This is a genomic window from Oryzomicrobium sp., assembly GCF_021287045.1.
In the GTDB taxonomy this organism is placed as follows: Bacteria; Pseudomonadota; Gammaproteobacteria; order Burkholderiales; family Rhodocyclaceae; genus Oryzomicrobium.
The window spans coordinates 294,158-312,241 of sequence record NZ_JAJTBG010000002.1 but is presented as its reverse complement, the minus strand read 5'-3'; the positions used below and the strand labels follow the sequence as shown (position 1 = coordinate 312,241).

Sequence of the window (18,084 nt, the reverse complement as noted above, 5' to 3'; positions counted from 1 at the left end):
GTCACGCCGCGTTGACCGTGACCTGGGCGGTGATCGAATGGGCGATGAAACAGTGGCGGTGGGCACCGTCATGCAGACGGGCCAGGGCCATGGCGTCGGGCCGCTTGTCGCCGGAGAAGGCAACCTGGGGGTTGAGCTCGATGCGCGTCACCGCCAGGCGGCCGGCCTCGTTCTTTTCCAGGTGGGCCACCGGTTCGTCCCGGTAGGACTCGACCCGGTAGCCCTGGACGTCGGCGATAGCCAGGAAGGTGAGCATGTGGCAGCTGGCCAGGGCGGTGAGGAGCAGCTGTTCCGGGTCGGCGCAGGCCGGGTCGCCCTTGTATTCGGGGGAGGCCGAGACGGCCACGGTCTGGCCGCCGGCGAGGCTGGCCAGGTGGTTGCGCGAGTAGGTGCCGGGCTCGGCGGCGTGGGGCGCGCGCTGCCAGGCGATGGCGGTGTGGTGCTGGGACATGGCGGGTTCCTTGCAGGGCCGGGGGCCACCGGGGTGGTGGGCCCGTCCTGCGCTGATCCGTTCATGCTAGGGGCACGGCGCCGGAGCGTAAAACGATCTTTTTCGGGGGTGAGGCTTAGTTTGATTGAGCCTCATGCGCTGCTACCGGCAGCGGCGTCATGGCGATGCGGCTTACGTCAGGGACGTGAGCATCTGCATCATTTCCTTGAAGTCGCTGCCCACCTGCTGCACGGCGAATTCGTAGCGGATCGAGTTCTCGGAGAACTTGGCCCGTTCCACGTCCATTTCGACGGTGTTGCCGTCCACCGCCGCCTGGTAGGGCTGGTGGTAGAGCAGGGTCTGGCCGATGGGGGCCGGGCTGCCGTGGGCCGGGATGTGGCTGGTGGCAGTGAGGTTGAGCTCCACCGGCTTGCGCTGCACGTTGTTCAGCGCGGTGTGCAGGGCCTCGGCGAAGTCGATGTCCACCGCCTTGTACTGGGGCGTGTCGGCATTGGCGATGTTGGAGGCGATCATGGACTGGCGCTTGGCCAGGACATTCAGCGCCGCTTCCTGGAAGCGGTTGTCGGAACCGCTGGTGGCGAGCGGGATGAAGGCGGGGCCCGTGATCGGATCGGACATGGCGGTGCGGCCGGAGTAACGGTGACTATGGGTGGCAATGACGGTCGGCCGAGTCTAGTGGCCCTGCCTGTCATCTCCCTGTCAGCCGCGCTTGTTGGTAAGCTTGCGGCCCGAATTTGTTTTGACAAGGTGGGCCCATGCAACTCGACCGTCTCTTGCAGAGCCAGGGCTTCGGCAGCCGCAAGGAATGCCGCCAGCTGGTGCGCAACGGCTGGCTGACGATTAACGGCGAGCGGATCGAAGACCCCTTCCTGGAGGTGGAGCCGGTCGGGCTGCGCTTCGAGGTGGACGACGAGCCCTGGGAGTACCGGGAAAAGGCCTACCTGATGGTCAACAAGCCCGAGGGCTATGAATGCTCCCGGGACCCGATGTTCAACAAGGGTGTGTTCGCCCTGCTGCCCGAGCCCCTGGTGGAGCGGGGCGTGCAGCCTGTGGGACGGCTCGACAGCGACACCACCGGGCTGCTGCTGATGTCCGACGACGGCCAGTTCATCCACGCCCTGACCTCGCCCAAGCGCAAGGTACCCAAGACCTACCGGGTCGGCCTGAAGCACGCCGCCGACGCGGCCTTTACCCAGAAATTGCTCGACGGGGTGTGGCTCAACGACGAGACCGAGGCCACCCAGGCCGCCGGCGCCGAGCTGGTGGAGCCCACGGTGCTGCTGCTGACCATCACCGAGGGCAAGTACCACCAGGTGAAGCGCATGGTGGCCGCCGCCGGCAACCGGGTCGAGGCCCTGTGCCGGGTGGCGGTGGGCGGCCTCGCCCTGCCCGACGATCTGCCCGAGGGCGAGTGGCGCTGGCTGGGCGAGGCGGAACTGGCGGCGGTCCAGGGCTGATCCGGGAGGGGCGCCCTTCCCCTGCCCTGCTCTTTTCGCCAAAACCAAACCCCGCGCCCCGCCTTGCTTTCCGGGCATCGGCCCTGGAGAGCGAGCATCCATGCGGGTCTGCAACGACGCCGCGCCAGGATCGAGTCCTGACGCGGCGTTTCACTGAGGGGCCGGAGCAAGTCCGGCCCTTTTGCCTCTCCTACCCTGCCCTCGCTGGGTCAGGCGCCCAGAGCGGTGTCGAGCAGCATCATCACCGCGAAGCCGCCCACCAGGCCCAGGGTGGCCAGAGTTTCCCGGCCGCGGCGGTGGGATTCGGGGATGATTTCGTGGCTGATCACGAACAGCATGGCGCCACCGGCCAGGGCCAGCCCCCAAGGCAGGGCCATGGCGGCGCTGCCCACCACGGCGGCGCCCACCGCCGCCATCACCGGTTCCACCAGGCCGCTGGCGATGCCGGCCACCGCTGCCCAGCCCCGCCCCACCCCGACGCTGGCCAGGGCCATGGCCACCACGAAGCCTTCCGGAATATCCTGGAGGGCGATGCCCATGGCCAGGGCGGTGGCGCCGGCCTCGCTGCCGCCGTGGCCGACGCCGATGGCCAGGCCTTCGGGCAGGTTGTGCAGGGTCACCGCCAGAACGAACAGCATCACCCGCTGCACTTGGGGATTGGCCGGCCGGGCGGCGCCGGCAGCGTTGGCGCTGATTTTGGCTATGTCGTCCTCGGCCTGGTCGAAATGCACATGGGGGATGATCCGCTCCAGGGCGAGCAGCAGCAGGGCGCCGCCGACCAGGCCGAAGGCCACCAGGGTGCCGGCGCCCCAGGGGCCGTGGCCCAGGGCTTTGGCCGATTCCAGGCCGGGCAGCACCAGGGAGAAGGCGGTGGCGCCGAGCATCACCCCGGCGCCGAAGCCGAGCAGGCCGTCGTGGGCCGCTTCCGGCAGGCGCCGGGCGAACAGCACCGGCAAGGTGCCGGCGGCGGTGGCCAGGGCCGCCAGGGTGCCGTCGCGCAGGGCGGCGCCGACCATGGGCCGCTCGGCCAGCCATGCCAGCAGCCAATCGCCGCCCTGGACCGCCAACAGGCCAGCGCCGACGAGCCAGAGGGCCAGGCCCAGGAGGCGGCGCGGCGCGACGGCGAGGACGGCGGCGGGAACGGGAGCGGGGATGGAGTCAATGACGGCGGTGGGCGGCATGGCGAACCTCAACGGCTGGGGACGGGGATGAACGCCTGGGCGGCGGTGGGCAGCGGAGCATCGAGCCAGGCGCCGGCCCACTGGGCGAACTGTTGAAGGCGCCGAAGGCGGCTGGCGCTGGGTTGGGCGGATTGGTTCATAGCGTTGCTGCATCGAGCGTTGAGTCGATGATAGGCAGTGGTCATTTATTGTTCAAATTGAATGTCGGGATAATTGCTATAGAATCATCCTATGAGACCACCTGCCGAAAGGACTGCCATGCTCACTCTCACCGACATGCGCTACCTGGTCGCCCTGGCCCGGGAACGCCACTTCGGCCGCGCCGCCGCCACCTGCCGCGTCTCCCAGCCGACCCTGTCGGTGGCCATCAAGAAGGTGGAGGAACGCCTCGGAGTGTTGTTGTTCGAGCGCAATGCCACGGAAATCCGCATCACCGAGGTGGGCCAGCGGCTGGTGGACCAGGCCGAGCGTGTGCTGGCCGAGGCCCTCAAGCTCGAAGAACTGGCCAACCAGGGCAAGGACCCGCTCAAGGGCCCGTTGCGCCTGGGGGTGATCTACACCATCGCTCCCTACCTGCTGCCCCCCCTGATCCCCGCCCTGCACGAGCGGGCGCCGGAGATGCCCCTGTTCCTCAAGGAAGACTTCACCGGCCACCTGATCCCGGCCCTGAAGCGCGGCGAGCTGGACGTGATCGTCATCGCCCTGCCGGTGGGTGCGCCGTTCAACGAGCCGGGCCTGGTGGCCCAGCCGGTCTATGACGAGCCCTTCCGTGTGGTGGTGCCGGCCGACCACCCCTGGGCCACGCGCGAATCGGTGGGGCGCGGCGAGTTGAGTGGCGAGCACCTGCTGCTGCTCGGCCAGGGCAACTGCTTCCGCGACCAGGTGTTGGAAGCCTGCCCCCACGGTACCGGCGAGGGTGGCGAAGGCGGCACCCTGGAGGGCAGTTCCCTGGAAACCATCCGCCACATGGTCGCTTCCGGCGCCGGGGTGGCGGTGATGCCTTCCACCGCCGCCGACCCGCTGCGCGACAAGGAGCCCCTGGTGAAGGTGCTGCCCTTCGCCGAGGACGTGGCCGGCGCGGGCGCCGAGGCCTTCCGCCGCGTCGGTCTGGTGTGGCGCGTCACCTTCCCCCGCCCGCCGGCCCTGGACGCGGTCAAGGCCGCCGTGCTGGCCTGCGTCAGCCAGGGCCTGCCCGGCGCCGCGCCGGTGCGCTCCTAGGCGCTGGCCGGCCCTCCCCTGCCCGTCTGGCGGATGGCCCTCCTGAAACCGACCCCTTGAAACGCCGCGCCCCGCTTCACTGAGCGGGGCGCGTGGCTGAAACTCCGCGACTGGCGCGGGGTTTCAGCGGGGGTGACTGGAGAGCCGCGTCAGCCTTCGGCCTTGGCGGGTGCCTTCTTCGCCGGGGCCTTGGCGGCGGCTTTCGGGGCCTTGGGCGCCTTGGCCTCGAACTCGAAGCCCACCTTGCCGTCGGTGCCGACCTTGAGGAAGGCCGAGAACTTGCGCCGGGTGCGGGCCGAGACGAAGTCCTTGAGCAGGTCGGTCTTGCCCGTGGCCAGCAGCTTGTTCATCTGCTCCCGGTCCACCGGCTGTTGCAGGATGATCTTGCCGGAGCGGAAGTCGCAGGTGCGTTCCGGCCCGACGCTCTTTTCGCAGACGTAGGCGTTGCCGTGCTCGAACACCCGGCTCTTGCACTTGGGGCAGGTGCCCAGGGGTTCCTGGCCGGAGAAGTCCACCGGGGCGTCGCCACCCTCTTCTCCCGCCGGGCCGTTGCCGAAGTCGAACTCCGGCTCCAGCTTGTCGTTGAGCTTGACGGCGGCGGCGAAGGGCCGGCCCATCTTGTTGCGGAAGCCGATCAGGGGGCCGACCTCGCGCTTTTCCAGCAGGGTCTCGATCTCGGCCGGTTCGAACTGGCGGCCGGCGACGATCTTCCACAGGGCGAAGTCGCAGGCGGTGCACTGGAACTTCTTGTAGGTCTCCTTCACCTTGCCGCCGCAGCGCGGGCAGGGGGTGGCCAGCTCGCCGAAATCGCCGGGGATGGTGTCCGCCTCGTAGGACTTGGCCCGTTCGACGATGCGCCGGGTCATCTCGGTGATTTCGTCCATGAACGCGGCCCGGGAGAGGTCGCCCCGCTCCATGCGCGCCAGCTTCCATTCCCACTCGCCGGTCAGTTCCGGCGCGGTCAGTTCGGCTACGCCCAGGCCGTTGAGCAGGGTGAACAGGGAGAATGCCTTGGCGGTGGGCAGCAGCACCCGGTCTTCGCGCAGCAGGTAGTTTTCGGCGATCAGGTTCTCGATGATCTGGGCGCGGGTGGCCGGGGTGCCCAGGCCGCGGCCGGCCATGGCGGCGCGCAGTTCCTCGTCGTCCACCATCTTGCCGGCGCCTTCCATGGCCGACAGCAGGGTGGCTTCGGAATAGCGCGCCGGCGGGCGGGTCTGGGTGGCCTTGATGCGCACCTCCTCGGTGGCCACGGTCTCGCCGGCAGTCACCGGCACCAGGGTGGCGTCGTCCTCGCCGGCGGCTTCCTTGCCGTAGATGGCCAGCCAGCCCGGCTGGGTGAGAATCTTGCCCTCGGTCTTGAAGGCGTGGGTGGCGCCACCGCCATTGATCCGGGTGATGCGGGTGGTGACCAGGTATTCGGCGGCGGGGAAGAACACCGCCAGGAAGCGCTTCACCACCAGGTCGTAAAGCTTCTGCTCCGGCTCGGAGAGGTGCTTGGGCGCGGCCTGGGTGGGGATGATGGCGAAGTGGTCGGAGACTTTGGCGTTGTTGAAGATGCGCTTGTTCGGCTTGACCCAGTCGGCGTGCAGGATCTTGCGCGCGTGGGGGCTGAAGCGGTGGATCAGGGCTTCGTCGTGGCCCTTGCCCAGGTCGTCGCCGGTGAGCATGGCCAGGGTGGCCTTGACCGTGGCCAGGTAGTCCTCCGGCAGGTAGCGGGAGTCGGTCCGGGGGTAGGTCAGGACCTTGTGCTTTTCGTAGAGGGCCTGGGCCAGGCCCAGGGTGGCCTTGGCCGAGAAGCCGAAGCGGCTGTTGGCCTCGCGTTGCAGGCTGGTCAGGTCGAAGAGCAGCGGCGAGAGGCGGGTCTCGGGCTTGGACTCCTCGCTCACCTGGCCGTTCTGGCCCTGGCAGGCGGCGCGGATGGCCTCGGCCTGGGCGGCGTTCCAGATGCGGTCGGCCCGGGCGTGCTCGTCGTCCTGGTCCTTGCTCTTGAAGGTCTCGTCGAACCACTTGCCGGCGTAGCTGCCGGCCTGGGCGGCGAAGTCGGCGTCCACTTCCCAGTAGTCCCGAGGCTTGAAAGCGCGGATGGCCTTTTCACGCTCGACCACGATGGCCAGGGTCGGGGTCTGCACCCGGCCGACGGTGGTGAGGTGGAAGCCGCCGGTCTTGGAGTTGAAGGCGGTCATCGCCCGGGTGCCGTTGATGCCCACCAGCCAGTCGGATTCGGAGCGGCACACGGCGGCGTCGCGCAGGCCGTTCATCTCCTCGCCGCTGCGCAGCTTGGCGAAGCCGTCGCGGATCGCCTGGGGCGTCATGGATTGCAGCCACAGCCGCTGCACCGGCTTGTCGGTCTTGGCGTGGCGGGCGATGTAGTTGAAGATCAGCTCCCCTTCGCGCCCCGCGTCGCAGGCGTTCACCAGGCTGTCCACGTCCTTGCGCTTGATCAGCTTGGTCAGCAGCTTGAGGCGCGATTCGGTCTTTTCGATCGGCTTCAGCTCGAAGTGGGGCGGGATCACCGGCAGGTGGGCGAAGGACCATTTGCCGCGCTTGACCTCGACGCCTTCGGGCAGGGTCAGTTCGAGCAGGTGGCCGATGGCCGACGAGATGACGGCGTCCTCGGATTCGAAGTAGTCGTCGTGCTTGGTGAACCCGCCCAGTGCCCGGGCAATGTCGTTGGCGACGGAGGGTTTCTCGGCAATGATCAGCTTTTTGCCCATGGGGGGACCTTCGGGTGCGGGCCCGGCGGCGATGGCCGGGCCACGGGGGTTCGGTGAGCCGTAAACGGCGAAATTGCGGCCGATGATATGCGGCCGCCTGGGGGCTGGCAACCGGAACCGGCGGCAAGGGGCCTCAGGCGGGGGCAACGGCAGGGGATGGCGGAGGGAATCCCGGACCCGCTGCGGGGGCGCGGGAACCGCGAGGGATGCGGCGCGCGCGGGGGGTGGCGAGCCCGCCCGGCACGGTCAGGTCAGTGCAGGACCTCGTCCTCGGGGTCGGTCAGCAGGGCCTCGATCAGCAGGGTGTCGAGCTCCACGGACTGGCTCCACAGCACCATCAGCACGATCACCTTGAACTCGGGCAGGGACATGCCCTCCTCACCGCCAGCCAAGGCGATGGCGCGCTCCAGGATGATCTCGCGCTGGAACGGGGAGACGATGCGGGAGTTTTCCAGGAACAGCAGGAAGCCCAGGCATTCGGTGCCCAGGCGTTGCTGCTCCTCGGTGGTGAACACTCGGTGCGGGGTGGTGCCGGCCGGATCGGCGGCGGCGTGGTCGTCCTGCTCGTTGAGCCCGTTCAGCCAAGCCAGGGCTTCATCGATTTCGCCCTGTTCGAACCCCACCGCCGAGAGCTTCTTGGCCAGGGTCCCGGGTTCCGGGCGGGCGCTGAACTCCATGTAGTGCTGGAAGAGATAGACGAGGATATCGAACATGGCTGGGTCGTGACGTGGTGCGGTGATACGGGGCGCTGCTGGAAGCTGCGGGGGGATTGCGCGCTGGTGGTGCTGGCCCCGGGTGGGGTCAGGCCAGGCGCTGGTAGCGCCCGCCGGGCAGGCGCGCGATGCGTCCGTCCAGTTCCAGCGTCCCCAGCATCGCAAGAACCCCCTCGCCCGTCAAGTTTGCGCCCCCGCCGGCCAGCCGTTCCACGAGCTCGTCCAGGGTGGCGGGGCCGTGGCCCAGAACGGCCAGGAGTGGGTTGTCGTCTGCCGGCGGGGCGGAAGGGGAAGCCTGGAGGGCTGTGGCGCTGGGCGTTGCGGCAGCGTGGGCCGGCCAGCGCAGTTCTTCCAGGATGTCGGCGGCGTCGTCCACCAGCTTGGCCCCGTCCTTGATCAGGCGGTGGCAGCCCTTGGCCAGGGGCGAGTGGATCGAGCCGGGCACGGCGAACACTTCCCGGCCCAGTTCTCCGGCCAGCCGGGCGGTGATCAGGGAGCCGCTTTCCAGGGCCGCCTCGACCACCAGGCAGCCGGCCGACAGCCCGGCGATGAGGCGGTTGCGGCGCGGGAAGTTGTGGGCCAGGGGCGGCATGCCCAGGGGGAATTCGCTGATCACCGCGCCCCGGGCGGCCACCAGCCGGGCCAGTTCCCGGTGCTGGGCCGGGTAGATGCGGTCGGCGCCGGTGCCGACCACCGCCACGGTGGGGCCTTCCGCCGCCAGGGCGCCCCGATGGGCGGCGCCGTCGATGCCCAGGGCCAGCCCGCTGACAACGGTGATGCCCTGCCCCGCCAGGTGGGCGGCGAAGGCTTCGGCGTCGCGCAGCCCCTGGGGCGTGGCATTGCGTCCGCCGACGATGGCCAGGGACGGGGTGTTGAGCAGGCCGGCGTCGCCTTTTACATAGAGCAGGCTCGGTGGATCGGGGGTGTCGAGCAGGGCCCGGGGGTAGTCCGGGTCGGCCAGGGTGACCAGGGCGTTGCCCGGCTGCTCGTTCCAGGCCAAGGCGGCGTCCACGGCGGCGGCGTTGTCGCTGTCGAACAGCTGCCGCGCCACCGGGTCGCCGGCCACCCGGGCCACCACGGCGAATCCGGCGGCGAAGACCGCCTCCGGCCCGCCGAAGGCCCCCAGCAGGTCACGCTGGGTCTTGGGACCGACCCCGGGGGCCAGGGTCAGCCGCAGCCATGCCGCCAGGGTGGCGTCGGCCATGGCACGCTCCGGGTCAGGGGTTGCGCAGGGTGTCGTTGGCCTCGACGGGCAGGGTGGCGTCGAGCACCAGGGCGTAGGCCACCCGGTCCATGACGCGGAAGACGAAGGCCAGCCCGTTGCGGTTCTCGGGGATTTCCACCGTCTCCTTGCGTCCGGCCTCGTTGCGTTGCTGGACCAGTTGGGTGCTGCGGTAGAGGGCGAGCACGTGGCCCACTGCGAGGCCGTCCTGGCTGCCCTTGTTGAGCACGATCATGGAGTAGCGCCCGGCCTGGGCCAGGCCCCCATAGATCGCCACGACCTTGGCCGAGACGTTGGCCTCGGGGCCCCGAGGGGCGTAGGTGATGATGTCCGGCTCGACGTAGGGGGTCAGCCGGTCGCCGCGGCCCACTTCCTGGTTGGCGGTGACGATGTCGACCACTGCCGGCTCGCCTTCCTTGCGCACCCGGGCGGTGCCCAGGTAGATGGCTTCGTAGCCGAGCAGCTCCTTGGTGTCCGGATCGATCAGCTTCTTGCCAGGGCGGTAGATCAGCCACTGGTGCTTGCCTTCGGGGATGCCGCTGACGATGGCGCTGTCGCCTCCGCCGAGCATGACCCGCCCTTCCTGGGGGGCGATGATGCGCGGCGCCTCGGTCAGGCTGTCGGCAGTCACCACCATCGGCTTGGATAGGAAGGGCTCGATCTCCCGGGGCGGAATGCTCGGGATGGCGTCCTTGGTGTTGGTGATGTAGGTAGTGGGCTTGAGGGTCTTGGGCGCCGTGCTGCCGCCCTCGCCGATGCGCCGGGCCAGGATCAGCTGGGGCCGGCCGTCGGCGCCCTTGCCCAGCACGATGATGTCCCCCGGGTAGATGCGGTGCGGGTTCTTCACCTCATCCTTGTTGAGCCGCCAGATTTCCGGCCAGCGCCAGGGCTGCTGCAGGAACTTGCCGGAGATGCCCCACAGGGTGTCGCCCTTGACCACCACATGCCGGTCGGGGGCGCCGTCGGCCAGGGTCAGGGGAGCGGTGGCCTGGGCCGAAGCGGTGGCCGCGATCATCCCCAGCGTCAGGGCGGCTATAATTCGTTTCATCGAGCGGTTCCTTGAGAACGGCGGATTTGGCCGAAAGGCGTGGGGCCCTGCAAACGCGGGGCGGACGTCCCGAACCGGAGGCGGCGGTTTTCGGCCGATCATGGTGCAAACCGGATCAACCGCGCGGACGACCGCGCAAACCGCCCCGTTCCCAGCCGCAACCGTTATTTTTCCCCCTGGTGCCGGGCGCCGAGTCTGTGCCGATTCTGCCCCCATTCCCTGCCCGGAGCAAGCTTGCCATGGCCCTTCTACCCATTTTGCGCTACCCCGATCCCCGACTGACGAAAATCGCCGCTCCCGTCGAGAATATTGACGACGACATTCGCCGGCTGGCTGCTGACATGGCCGAAACCATGTACGAGGCCCCGGGCATCGGCCTGGCGGCGACCCAGGTGAATGTGCATAAACGGCTCATCGTCATCGATATCTCCGAAACCCGGGATGAATTGCTTACCTTGATCAATCCGACGATCGTCGTCGCCGACGGCCACCAGGTCTACGAGGAAGGCTGCCTGTCGGTGCCCGGCATCTATGACAAGGTTGAGCGTGCCGCCACCGTGACCGTGCGCTACCTGGATCTGGACGGCCAGGAATGCAGCCTCGATACCGACGGCCTGCTGGCAGTGTGCGTGCAGCACGAGATCGACCATCTCAACGGCAAGGTCTTCGTGGACCATCTCTCCCGCCTCAAGCAGGAGCGCATCCGCTCCAAGCTGGCCAAGCAGGCCCGCATCACCGCCTGACGCAAAGGCCGGGCGCCCCGCGCTAGCGGGGCGCCGCAGACCGCCCGTGCAAGGCGGGCGGATACTTTTTGTCACAGCTTTTCCCCGCCTTATTCACAAAACTATCCACAGGTGGAGGCCGTCACCTCCGCAGGAGAAACCATGCGTGTTGCCTTTGCCGGTACGCCGGAATTCGCCGCCGTAGCCCTGGAGGCGATCCTTGCCGCCGGGTTCGACGTCCCCCTGGTGCTGACCCAGCCCGATCGCCCCGCCGGCCGGGGCCTGGCCCTGCAGCCCTCGCCGGTCAAGAAGCTGGCCGAGGCTCACGGCCTGCCGGTGTTCCAGCCCCTCACCCTCAAGGACGCCGATGCCCAGGCGCGGGTCGCCGCGGCCGGTGCCGACGTGATGGTGGTGGCGGCCTACGGCCTGATCCTGCCCCAGGCGGTCCTCGACCTGCCCCGGCTGGGCTGCATCAACATCCATGCCTCGCTGCTGCCCCGCTGGCGCGGCGCGGCTCCGATCCATCGGGCGATCCTGGCCGGCGACGACGAGACCGGGGTGTGCATCATGCAGATGGAGGCCGGACTGGACACCGGCCCGGTGCTGGCCCGGGCGGCCCTGCCGATTGCCGGCGACGACAACGCCAGTCGCCTGCACGACAAGCTGGCTGCCCTGGGCGCCCGGCTGGCGGTGGAAACTCTGGGCCGCCTGACGGCCGGACCCCTGCCCGCCGAGCCCCAGCCCGAGGCCGGGGTGACGTACGCCGCCAAGTTGGCCAAGAGCGAAGCGCCCCTGGACTTCGCCCGGCCGGCGGCTGACTTGCAGCGCCAGGTGCGCGCCTTCGATCCTTTCCCCGGGTCCACCGCCGAACTGGCCGGCGCCCCCCTCAAGGTCTGGGGCGCCCGGGATGTGGAGATGGCCGAGGCTGCAATACCGGGCACGGTCCTGTCCGCCGGCAAGGACGGCATTCTGGTGGCCTGCGGCGAGGGCGGGCTGCTGCTCACCGAACTGCAAAAACCCGGTGGCAAGCGCCTGCCGGCGGAACAGTTCCTGGCCGGCTTCCGTATTGCCGCCGGCGACCGCTTCGCCCTGCCCCAGGCTTGAAAGCCCGGGCGAAGGCCCCATTTATTGAATGATCCCCGGATGATCCGCCGACCCTACGGTCGCCCAAATCAAGGAGATTGCACATGTTTGGAAACTGGTTGAAAACGTCCGTCCTGATGGCGGCCATCATCGCCCTGTTCGGGGTGATCGGCGGTCTCATCGGCGGCAAGCAGGGGATGGTTCTGGCGCTGCTCTTCGGCGGCGCCATGAACCTGTTTTCGTACTGGTTCTCGGACAAGATGGTCCTGAAGATGTACGACGCCCAGGAGGTGGACGAGACCACCAGCCCCTACCTCTACAACATGGTCAAGGAACTGGCGGGCCGTGCCGGCCTGCCCATGCCCCGGGTGTACATCATCAACGAGGCCCAGCCCAACGCCTTCGCCACCGGACGCAACCCTGAGAATGCCGCCGTAGCCGCCACCACCGGCATCTTGCAAATGCTCTCGGCCCGTGAGCTGCGCGGCGTGATGGCTCACGAGCTGGCCCACGTGCGCCATCGGGACATCCTCATCTCGACCATCTCCGCCACCATGGCTGGCGCCATCTCCGCCCTGGCCAACTTCGCCGTGTTCTTCGGCGGGCGCGACAGTGAAGGCCGTCCGGCCAATCCTATCGCCGGCATCGCGGTGGCCCTGCTGGCGCCCTTGGCGGCGTCCCTGATCCAGATGGCGATTTCCCGCGCCCGGGAATTCGAAGCCGACCGCGGCGGCGCCGAGATCAGCGGCGACCCCCTGGCCCTGGCCGATGCCCTGGCCAAGATCGACGCCTACGCCCGAGGTATTCCCATGGCGACCGCTGAGGCCCATCCGGAAACCGCCCAGATGATGATCATGAATCCCCTTTCCGGTGAAGGGCTGGCCGGTCTGTTCCGCACCCACCCGGCTACCGAGGAACGCATTGCACGGTTGCGGCAGTTGGCGGGGCGGTGAAGTCTCCTCTTCTTCCCTATTCGCCCCGGCCTTGTGCCGGGGTTTTTGTTTCACGTGAAACATCGGGGCAAAACCCTGCCTCAATGTTCCACGTGAAACATTGTCAGCGGATCAGGAGCAAGGCATCGAGCCAGGTGGCCAGGCGACGTCCGGCGGCCACGATCTGGCGGTCGGCGGTGCGTTGGGCTGCGCTGCGATAGGCGTCGTCCAAGGTGATGGGCTCGGAACCCAGGTCCCGGTAAGCGACGGTGCGGGCAAGTTGCTGGGCTTCGCGTAGCCACTCGATGGGCGTGCGCTGAGGGGTGGCCGGGGTGGCCTCGTCCAACCGAGCTGCCCGGGAGAGCAGTTTGTCGCCGCGCAGCCAGGGTGGACCGGGGCGGTCGTCCCACCAGGCGTGCAGGGATTGCTGGGTCAGGCGGGGATGGCTCGGGTCGTGGATGGTCAGGCCGTTGCCCCCGGCATCGTCGCCATCGGGGTTGAGCCGGGTGACGGTGTGCAGGGGCTGGTGGGCGTCGCCCACCAGATGGATCAGCCAGGCCAGGGCATGGGCGCGGCGAAGGTCGGATTGCGTCGGATCGGCGAGAACGCGTGGCAGCTGTTCCAGAGCCTGGTCGAGGTTGCCACCCAGGGTGCCGGAATGCAGCCGGCCGCGGGCGTCGAGGGGGCGGTTCAGATAGTGCCAGTCGCCATGGGCGCTGCCATCCGCCGGATCGAGAACGGCGCTGCCATCGGCCTTGGCGGGCGAATGCTCGTGGCGCGGTGCCGTGCGGCGCAACTCGTCGGCCCAGGTGGAGGCGGCGATGAAGGCGCTGCGCCCGGAATCGTCCAGGCCGGCGTTGCCAGCACTCCAGCGCAGCCAGTCCGGATGATGGCGCAGCAGGCGGACCGCTTCGCCGCGGGCGGCGGGGTCCAGGTGCTGCCAGGCGATGGCGGCCACCAGACGGTGCCCGGCGCCGTTCCAGGCCAGGGCCGCCGGAGGCGACGGCAGAAAGAGAACGGCACAGGTCAGCGCCCGGAGGGAGGGGCGGATTCGAGGGCGGGGAAAGGAGCGCGGCATGGCCCGGATTATCCCCGCAAACCCGCCCAATCAGGCCGCCGGCCTGGGCGGGACGGGCATAGGGGCATGCTAAACTGCCCCCATGCTCAAACGTCCCACCCGTTCCCCGGCCCATGCCGGTTCGCCGTCCCGTTCCGCTCCGTCGCGCCCGCAGGCTCCCGGTCGCCCCAGAACCGATTCCGCGCCGCTGCGGCTACCTCCCTGGCCGCCGGCCGACGCCCTGGCCACCGCTTTTCTGCTGGCCGTGCCCGTGGTGGCCGGCGTGCTCGCCGGGCGCAGCCTGGCCGAACTGCTCGGGCGCGGCGTGCCCGTGCCCCGGGGGCGGGACGTCACCGGCACGGTGCGGGCCCAGGCCCAGGACATGATCTACTGGACCATGCGCCGTTACGGCATCGGCGACGCCATCCTGGGTGAGCTGCTCGAACGTCCGCTGCCCAGCGAAGATATCCATGCCCTGCTGCTGCTCGCCCTGTACCGTCTGGTGGCGGAGCCCGAGGACAACCACACGACGGTGGACCAGGCGGTGGAAGCAGCCGGCCACCTGGCCGGCGGACGTTTCCGCGCCCTGGTGAACGGGGTGCTGCGCAATGCCCTGCGCCGCCGCGAACGGCTCGCTCAGGCCCTGGCCGGCAATGAGGATGCCCAGACCTGGCACCCGGCCTGGTGGCGCGACAAGCTGCGCCTGGCGTATCCGGACCGCTGGCAGGAGCTGCTCGTCGCCGCCAATCTGGCGCCGCCCATGGCCCTGCGGGTCAACCGCCGCCGCGCCGCGGTGGCGGAGATGGCGGAGCGGCTGGCGGCAGTGGATTGCCCGAGCACGCCCGTCGGCGCCGAGGGCCTGGCCCTGGCGCGACCCCGGCCGGTCCAGGACATTCCGGGCTTTGCCGAAGGCCTGGTGTCGGTGCAGGACCCGGGCGCCCAACGCGCCGCCCACCTGCTGGAACTGGCCGCCGGCCAGCGCATCCTGGACGCCTGCGCGGCCCCGGGGGGCAAGGCTGCCCATATCCTGGAACTGGCCGACGTGCGCCTGCTCGCCCTGGACGTTTCCCCGGAGCGCTGCCAACGCATCGAGCAGAACCTGGAGCGGCTCGGCCTGGCGGCGGCGGTGAAGGCGGCGGATTGCCGCGACACGGCGCGCTGGTGGGACGGCAAGCCCTTCGACCGCATCCTGGCCGACGTGCCTTGCTCCGCCTCCGGCGTGGCCCGCCGCCACCCCGACAGCAAATGGCTGCGCCGCCCCGAGGACATCGCCTCGTTCGCCCGCACCCAGGGCGAAATCCTGCGCGCCCTATGGCCGACCCTGGCCCGGGGCGGAAAAATGCTCTACGCCACCTGCTCCGTCTTCCCCGAGGAAAACACCGGACAAATCGCCGCGTTCCTTGCCGACCCGGCCATCCAGGGCCAGGCGGCGCTGCTCCACGAGGAAACCTGGCTGCCCGGCCCCGACCACGATGGCTTCTATTACGCCCTCCTGCACAAACCGCTGTGACCCCCGCCGCGGGGACGCCGGCTGGCGGCGCCGCTTCGCCGGGCCGCTGCTGGCCCTGCTCGCCTGGTGCTGCCTCGCCGTCCTGCCGGCAGCGGCGGCGGAAATTGAAATCCGCCAGCCGGCCCTGAGCGCCGGGGACGACGGCTACGTCCTGTCCGCCGACTTCGCCTTCGAGCTGCCCGCCCGTCTTGAAGAAGCCGCGACCCGGGGCGTGGTGCTGCCCTTCGTCATCGACTTCGAGGTGACCCGGCGGCGCTGGTGGTGGCTCGACGAAACCGTGGCCAGCCGCAGCCAGACCTTCCGCCTCTCCTACCACGCCCTGACCCGCCAGTACCGCTTGTCCGTGGGCGCCCTGCACCAGAGCTTCGCCTCCCTGGACGACGCCCTGCGCCTGCTTTCCCGCCTGCGCCAGTGGCCGGTGCTGGACCGCCACCAGCTGCGCCCGGGCGAGACCTACGAGGCCGCCCTGCGCCTGCGCCTGGATACCTCCCAGCTGCCCAAGCCGTTCCAGATCAGCGCCCTGGCCAACCGGGACTGGACCCTCACCTCCGACTGGGTGCGCTGGTCCTTCGTCCCCCCGGCCCTGCCGAGCGAGACGCGATGAAGCTGTTGATCGCCGCCGCCGCCGCCTTGGGGGGCTTCCTGCTGCTGCTGCTCACCCTGGCCTCGGGCAACACCCCCTTGTTCACTCGCCAGTACCCCTGGCTGTTGGTGGGCAACCTGGTGGTGGCCCTGAGCCTGGTCGGACTGGTGGTGTGGCAAATCGCCCAACTGGCCCGGGAGCACCGGGCCCAGGTGTTCGGCTCCAAGCTCAAGCTGCGTCTGGTGCTGTTCTTCGGCCTGATGGCGGTGGTGCCCGGGGCCCTGGTCTATGGGGTGTCGGTGCGCTTCGTCACCAAGAGCATCGAGAGCTGGTTCGACGTGCGGGTGGAAAAAGCCCTGGAGGCCGGCCTCAACCTGGGCCGTTCCGCCCTCGATACGCGCCTCGCCGAGTTCTCCGCTCGGGGCCGCGCCGCCGTCCAGGAACTGGCGGACCGCCCCGATGCCCAGCGCCGGGTGATGCTCAATCGGCTGCGCGAGCAGGTGGATGCAGACACCGCCCTGCTCGTCACCCCCCAGGGCCAGCTGCTGGCCTCGTCCTCAGCCGGCCTGGCCAACCTGCTGCCCAGCCTGCCCTCCCCTTCCCAGCTCAAGCAGGCCCGCCTCAACCGGGGCACGGCCGAGGTGGAAGGGGAAAGCGGCCAGGACCTGACCCTGCGCATCGTGCTGCCGATCAGCACCTTCCACCTGGGCGAGGAGCCGCGCTACGTGCAGTTCACCCAGCCGGTGCCCAACGCCCTGGCGGCCAACGCCGACGCGGTACAGGCGGTGTACCGGGACTACCAGGAACTGGCCCTGGCCCGCTCCGGCCTGACCCGGCTGTATGCCCTGTCCCTGACCCTGACCCTGCTGCTCGCCCTGCTCGGCGCCATCGCCCTGGCCTTCGTCCTGGCTCGGCGCCTATCGGCGCCCCTGTCGATCCTGGCCGAAGGCACCCAGGCGGTGGCCGCCGGCGACTTCACGCCGCGCCAGGCCATCTACAGCCGCGACGAGCTGGGGGTGCTGACCCAGTCCTTCTCGCGCATGACCCGCCAGCTTGACGACGCCCGGCGCGACACCGAGCGGCACCGGGCGGAACTGGAATCGGCCCGGGCCTATCTGGAAGAAATCCTCGGCAACCTGTCCGCCGGGGTGCTGGCCTTCGACCGCCGCTTCGTCCTGCACGCCGCCAACCAGGGCGCCGGCCACATCCTCGGCGACGACCTGGTCGGGCTGATCGGCGTGGCGGCGGAAGACTGGCCGCGCCTGGGGGAATACGTCCAGGCCATCCGGGAATCCTTCGCCGCCCATCCGGACGAGGACTGGCAGCGGGAAGTGAACATGGTCGGCGCCGACGGCGCCCACCGCATCCTGCTGGTGCGCGGCTCATCCCTGCCGGCCGCGTCCGGCGGTGGCTACGTGGTGGTGTTCGACGACGTCAGCCAGCTCATCGCCGCCCAGCGCGCCGCCGCCTGGGGCGAAGTGGCGCGGCGTCTGGCCCACGAGATCAAGAATCCCCTCACCCCCATCCAGCTGTCCGCCGAGCGCCTGCAACTCAAGCTTGCCGACAAGCTGGGCAACGGCGACGCCGAACTGCTGCAACGTTCCACCACTACCATCATCAACCAGGTTCAGGCGATGAAGCACATGGTGGACGATTTCCGCGACTACGCCCGCTTGCCGCCGCCGGAACTGAAACCCCTCGACCTGAATGCCCTGGTGGGCGAGGTGCTGGGCCTCTACGAGGCCTCCCAGGCTCCGGTGGTGGCCGAGCTGGCCCCGGACCTGCCGCCGGTGCTGGGGGATGCCACCCAACTGCGCCAGGTGATCCACAACCTGTTGCGCAACGCCCAGGATGCGGTGGAGGGCCTGGGCGACCCGGCGGCGCCGGATAGCGGAGCGGGGGGCGATTCTCCCGCCGAACCGCCTCCGGCGCCGCGCATCGAACTGAGCACCACTATCGCCGGCCGCTACGCCGAACTGGTGGTGGCCGACAACGGCTGCGGCTTCCCCGCCGAGGTCCTGGCCCGGGCTTTCGAGCCCTACACCACCACCAAGGCCAAGGGTACCGGCCTGGGCCTGGCCATCGTGCGCAAGATCGCCGACGAGCATGGTGGCGACGTGACCCTGGCCAACCGGGCGCCCCGGGGCGCCCTGATCCGGGTGCGCATCCCCCTGGCGGCCGCCGCCTGACCCC

The 18,084-nt window shown here is 69.6% G+C and carries 17 protein-coding genes; 8 read left to right on the top strand and 9 right to left on the bottom strand.

Translation table 11 applies throughout. The annotated features are described in order from the left end of the window. Position 1: 1 nt before the first annotated feature. Together LWW89_RS03340 and flgB are read right to left on the bottom strand one after the other, a co-directional pair. Complete coding sequence (locus tag LWW89_RS03340; protein ID WP_293261014.1) at positions 2 to 451, bottom strand: OsmC family protein; 450 nt, start codon at positions 449 to 451, stop codon at positions 2 to 4. A gap of 171 nt (positions 452 to 622) precedes the next feature. After that, complete coding sequence (gene flgB / locus LWW89_RS03335; RefSeq protein ID WP_293261011.1) at positions 623 to 1,069, bottom strand: flagellar basal body rod protein FlgB; 447 nt, start codon at positions 1,067 to 1,069, stop codon at positions 623 to 625. 137 nt (positions 1,070 to 1,206) lie between these two features. Here flgB and LWW89_RS03330 point away from each other — a divergent pair, with 137 nt between their 5' ends. Beyond that, positions 1,207 to 1,908: a 16S rRNA pseudouridine(516) synthase gene (locus tag LWW89_RS03330; protein ID WP_293261008.1), complete on the top strand. Its 702-nt coding sequence runs from the start codon at positions 1,207 to 1,209 to the stop codon at positions 1,906 to 1,908. A 209-nt stretch (positions 1,909 to 2,117) separates the two neighbouring features. Here LWW89_RS03330 and LWW89_RS03325 read toward each other — a convergent pair whose 3' ends face one another. Together LWW89_RS03325 and LWW89_RS03320 are read right to left on the bottom strand one after the other, a co-directional pair. Beyond that, positions 2,118 to 3,089, bottom strand: a complete 972-nt coding sequence (locus LWW89_RS03325; protein WP_293261005.1) for a ZIP family metal transporter — start codon at positions 3,087 to 3,089, stop codon at positions 2,118 to 2,120. 8 nt (positions 3,090 to 3,097) lie between these two features. Then, positions 3,098 to 3,229 carry a hypothetical protein gene (locus LWW89_RS03320; protein ID WP_293261002.1) on the bottom strand — a complete coding sequence of 44 codons (132 nt, stop codon included), beginning with the start codon at positions 3,227 to 3,229 and terminating at the stop codon, positions 3,098 to 3,100. A gap of 118 nt (positions 3,230 to 3,347) precedes the next feature. On the opposite strand from LWW89_RS03320, the gene LWW89_RS03315 reads away from it, so the two are divergent. Continuing rightward, positions 3,348 to 4,307: a LysR substrate-binding domain-containing protein gene (locus LWW89_RS03315; RefSeq protein ID WP_293260999.1), complete on the top strand. Its 960-nt coding sequence runs from the start codon at positions 3,348 to 3,350 to the stop codon at positions 4,305 to 4,307. Positions 4,308 to 4,456: 149 nt separating this feature from the next. Here the strand turns inward: LWW89_RS03315 and LWW89_RS03310 are convergent, their stop codons facing one another. The 4 genes from LWW89_RS03310 to LWW89_RS03295 form a co-directional block, all read right to left on the bottom strand. Further along, the gene (locus tag LWW89_RS03310) at positions 4,457 to 7,021 is read right to left on the bottom strand and encodes a DNA topoisomerase III (RefSeq protein WP_293260997.1); all 2,565 of its coding nucleotides are present in this window, start codon (positions 7,019 to 7,021) and stop codon (positions 4,457 to 4,459) included. A 251-nt stretch (positions 7,022 to 7,272) separates the two neighbouring features. Continuing rightward, positions 7,273 to 7,734, bottom strand: coding sequence for a DUF494 domain-containing protein (locus tag LWW89_RS03305; RefSeq protein ID WP_293260994.1), 462 nt, complete (start codon positions 7,732 to 7,734; stop codon positions 7,273 to 7,275). Positions 7,735 to 7,822: 88 nt separating this feature from the next. After that, on the bottom strand, positions 7,823 to 8,938 hold the full coding sequence (gene dprA / locus LWW89_RS03300; RefSeq protein WP_293260991.1) for a DNA-processing protein DprA: 1,116 nt from the start codon (positions 8,936 to 8,938) through the stop codon (positions 7,823 to 7,825). 13 nt (positions 8,939 to 8,951) lie between these two features. Then, positions 8,952 to 10,004 carry a LysM domain-containing protein gene (locus tag LWW89_RS03295; protein WP_293260988.1) on the bottom strand — a complete coding sequence of 351 codons (1,053 nt, stop codon included), beginning with the start codon at positions 10,002 to 10,004 and terminating at the stop codon, positions 8,952 to 8,954. A 239-nt stretch (positions 10,005 to 10,243) separates the two neighbouring features. Between LWW89_RS03295 and def the strand changes: the two genes are divergently transcribed. From def to htpX, 3 genes are all read left to right on the top strand, one after another. Then, the gene (gene def, locus LWW89_RS03290; protein WP_293260985.1) at positions 10,244 to 10,747 is read left to right on the top strand and encodes a peptide deformylase; all 504 of its coding nucleotides are present in this window, start codon (positions 10,244 to 10,246) and stop codon (positions 10,745 to 10,747) included. A gap of 141 nt (positions 10,748 to 10,888) precedes the next feature. Then, positions 10,889 to 11,830, top strand: a complete 942-nt coding sequence (gene fmt / locus LWW89_RS03285) for a methionyl-tRNA formyltransferase (protein WP_293260982.1) — start codon at positions 10,889 to 10,891, stop codon at positions 11,828 to 11,830. An 83-nt stretch (positions 11,831 to 11,913) separates the two neighbouring features. Continuing rightward, positions 11,914 to 12,762, top strand: coding sequence for a zinc metalloprotease HtpX (gene htpX / locus LWW89_RS03280; protein WP_293260979.1), 849 nt, complete (start codon positions 11,914 to 11,916; stop codon positions 12,760 to 12,762). A 103-nt stretch (positions 12,763 to 12,865) separates the two neighbouring features. Here the strand turns inward: htpX and LWW89_RS03275 are convergent, their stop codons facing one another. Further along, the gene (locus LWW89_RS03275; protein WP_293260976.1) at positions 12,866 to 13,819 is read right to left on the bottom strand and encodes a S1/P1 nuclease; all 954 of its coding nucleotides are present in this window, start codon (positions 13,817 to 13,819) and stop codon (positions 12,866 to 12,868) included. Between the two features lie 82 nt (positions 13,820 to 13,901). Between LWW89_RS03275 and rsmB the strand changes: the two genes are divergently transcribed. From rsmB to LWW89_RS03260, 3 genes are read left to right on the top strand one after another with little or no spacing between them, the layout of a single operon-like run. After that, positions 13,902 to 15,308: a 16S rRNA (cytosine(967)-C(5))-methyltransferase RsmB gene (rsmB, locus tag LWW89_RS03270; RefSeq protein ID WP_293260972.1), complete on the top strand. Its 1,407-nt coding sequence runs from the start codon at positions 13,902 to 13,904 to the stop codon at positions 15,306 to 15,308. Beyond that, the gene (locus tag LWW89_RS03265; protein WP_293260969.1) at positions 15,271 to 15,912 is read left to right on the top strand and encodes a DUF4390 domain-containing protein; all 642 of its coding nucleotides are present in this window, start codon (positions 15,271 to 15,273) and stop codon (positions 15,910 to 15,912) included. The genes rsmB and LWW89_RS03265 overlap by 38 nt, the downstream gene beginning before the upstream one ends. After that, positions 15,909 to 18,080: an ATP-binding protein gene (locus LWW89_RS03260; RefSeq protein ID WP_293260966.1), complete on the top strand. Its 2,172-nt coding sequence runs from the start codon at positions 15,909 to 15,911 to the stop codon at positions 18,078 to 18,080. Before LWW89_RS03265 ends, LWW89_RS03260 begins: the two co-directional genes overlap by 4 nt. The last annotated feature ends 4 nt before the right edge of the window (positions 18,081 to 18,084 follow it).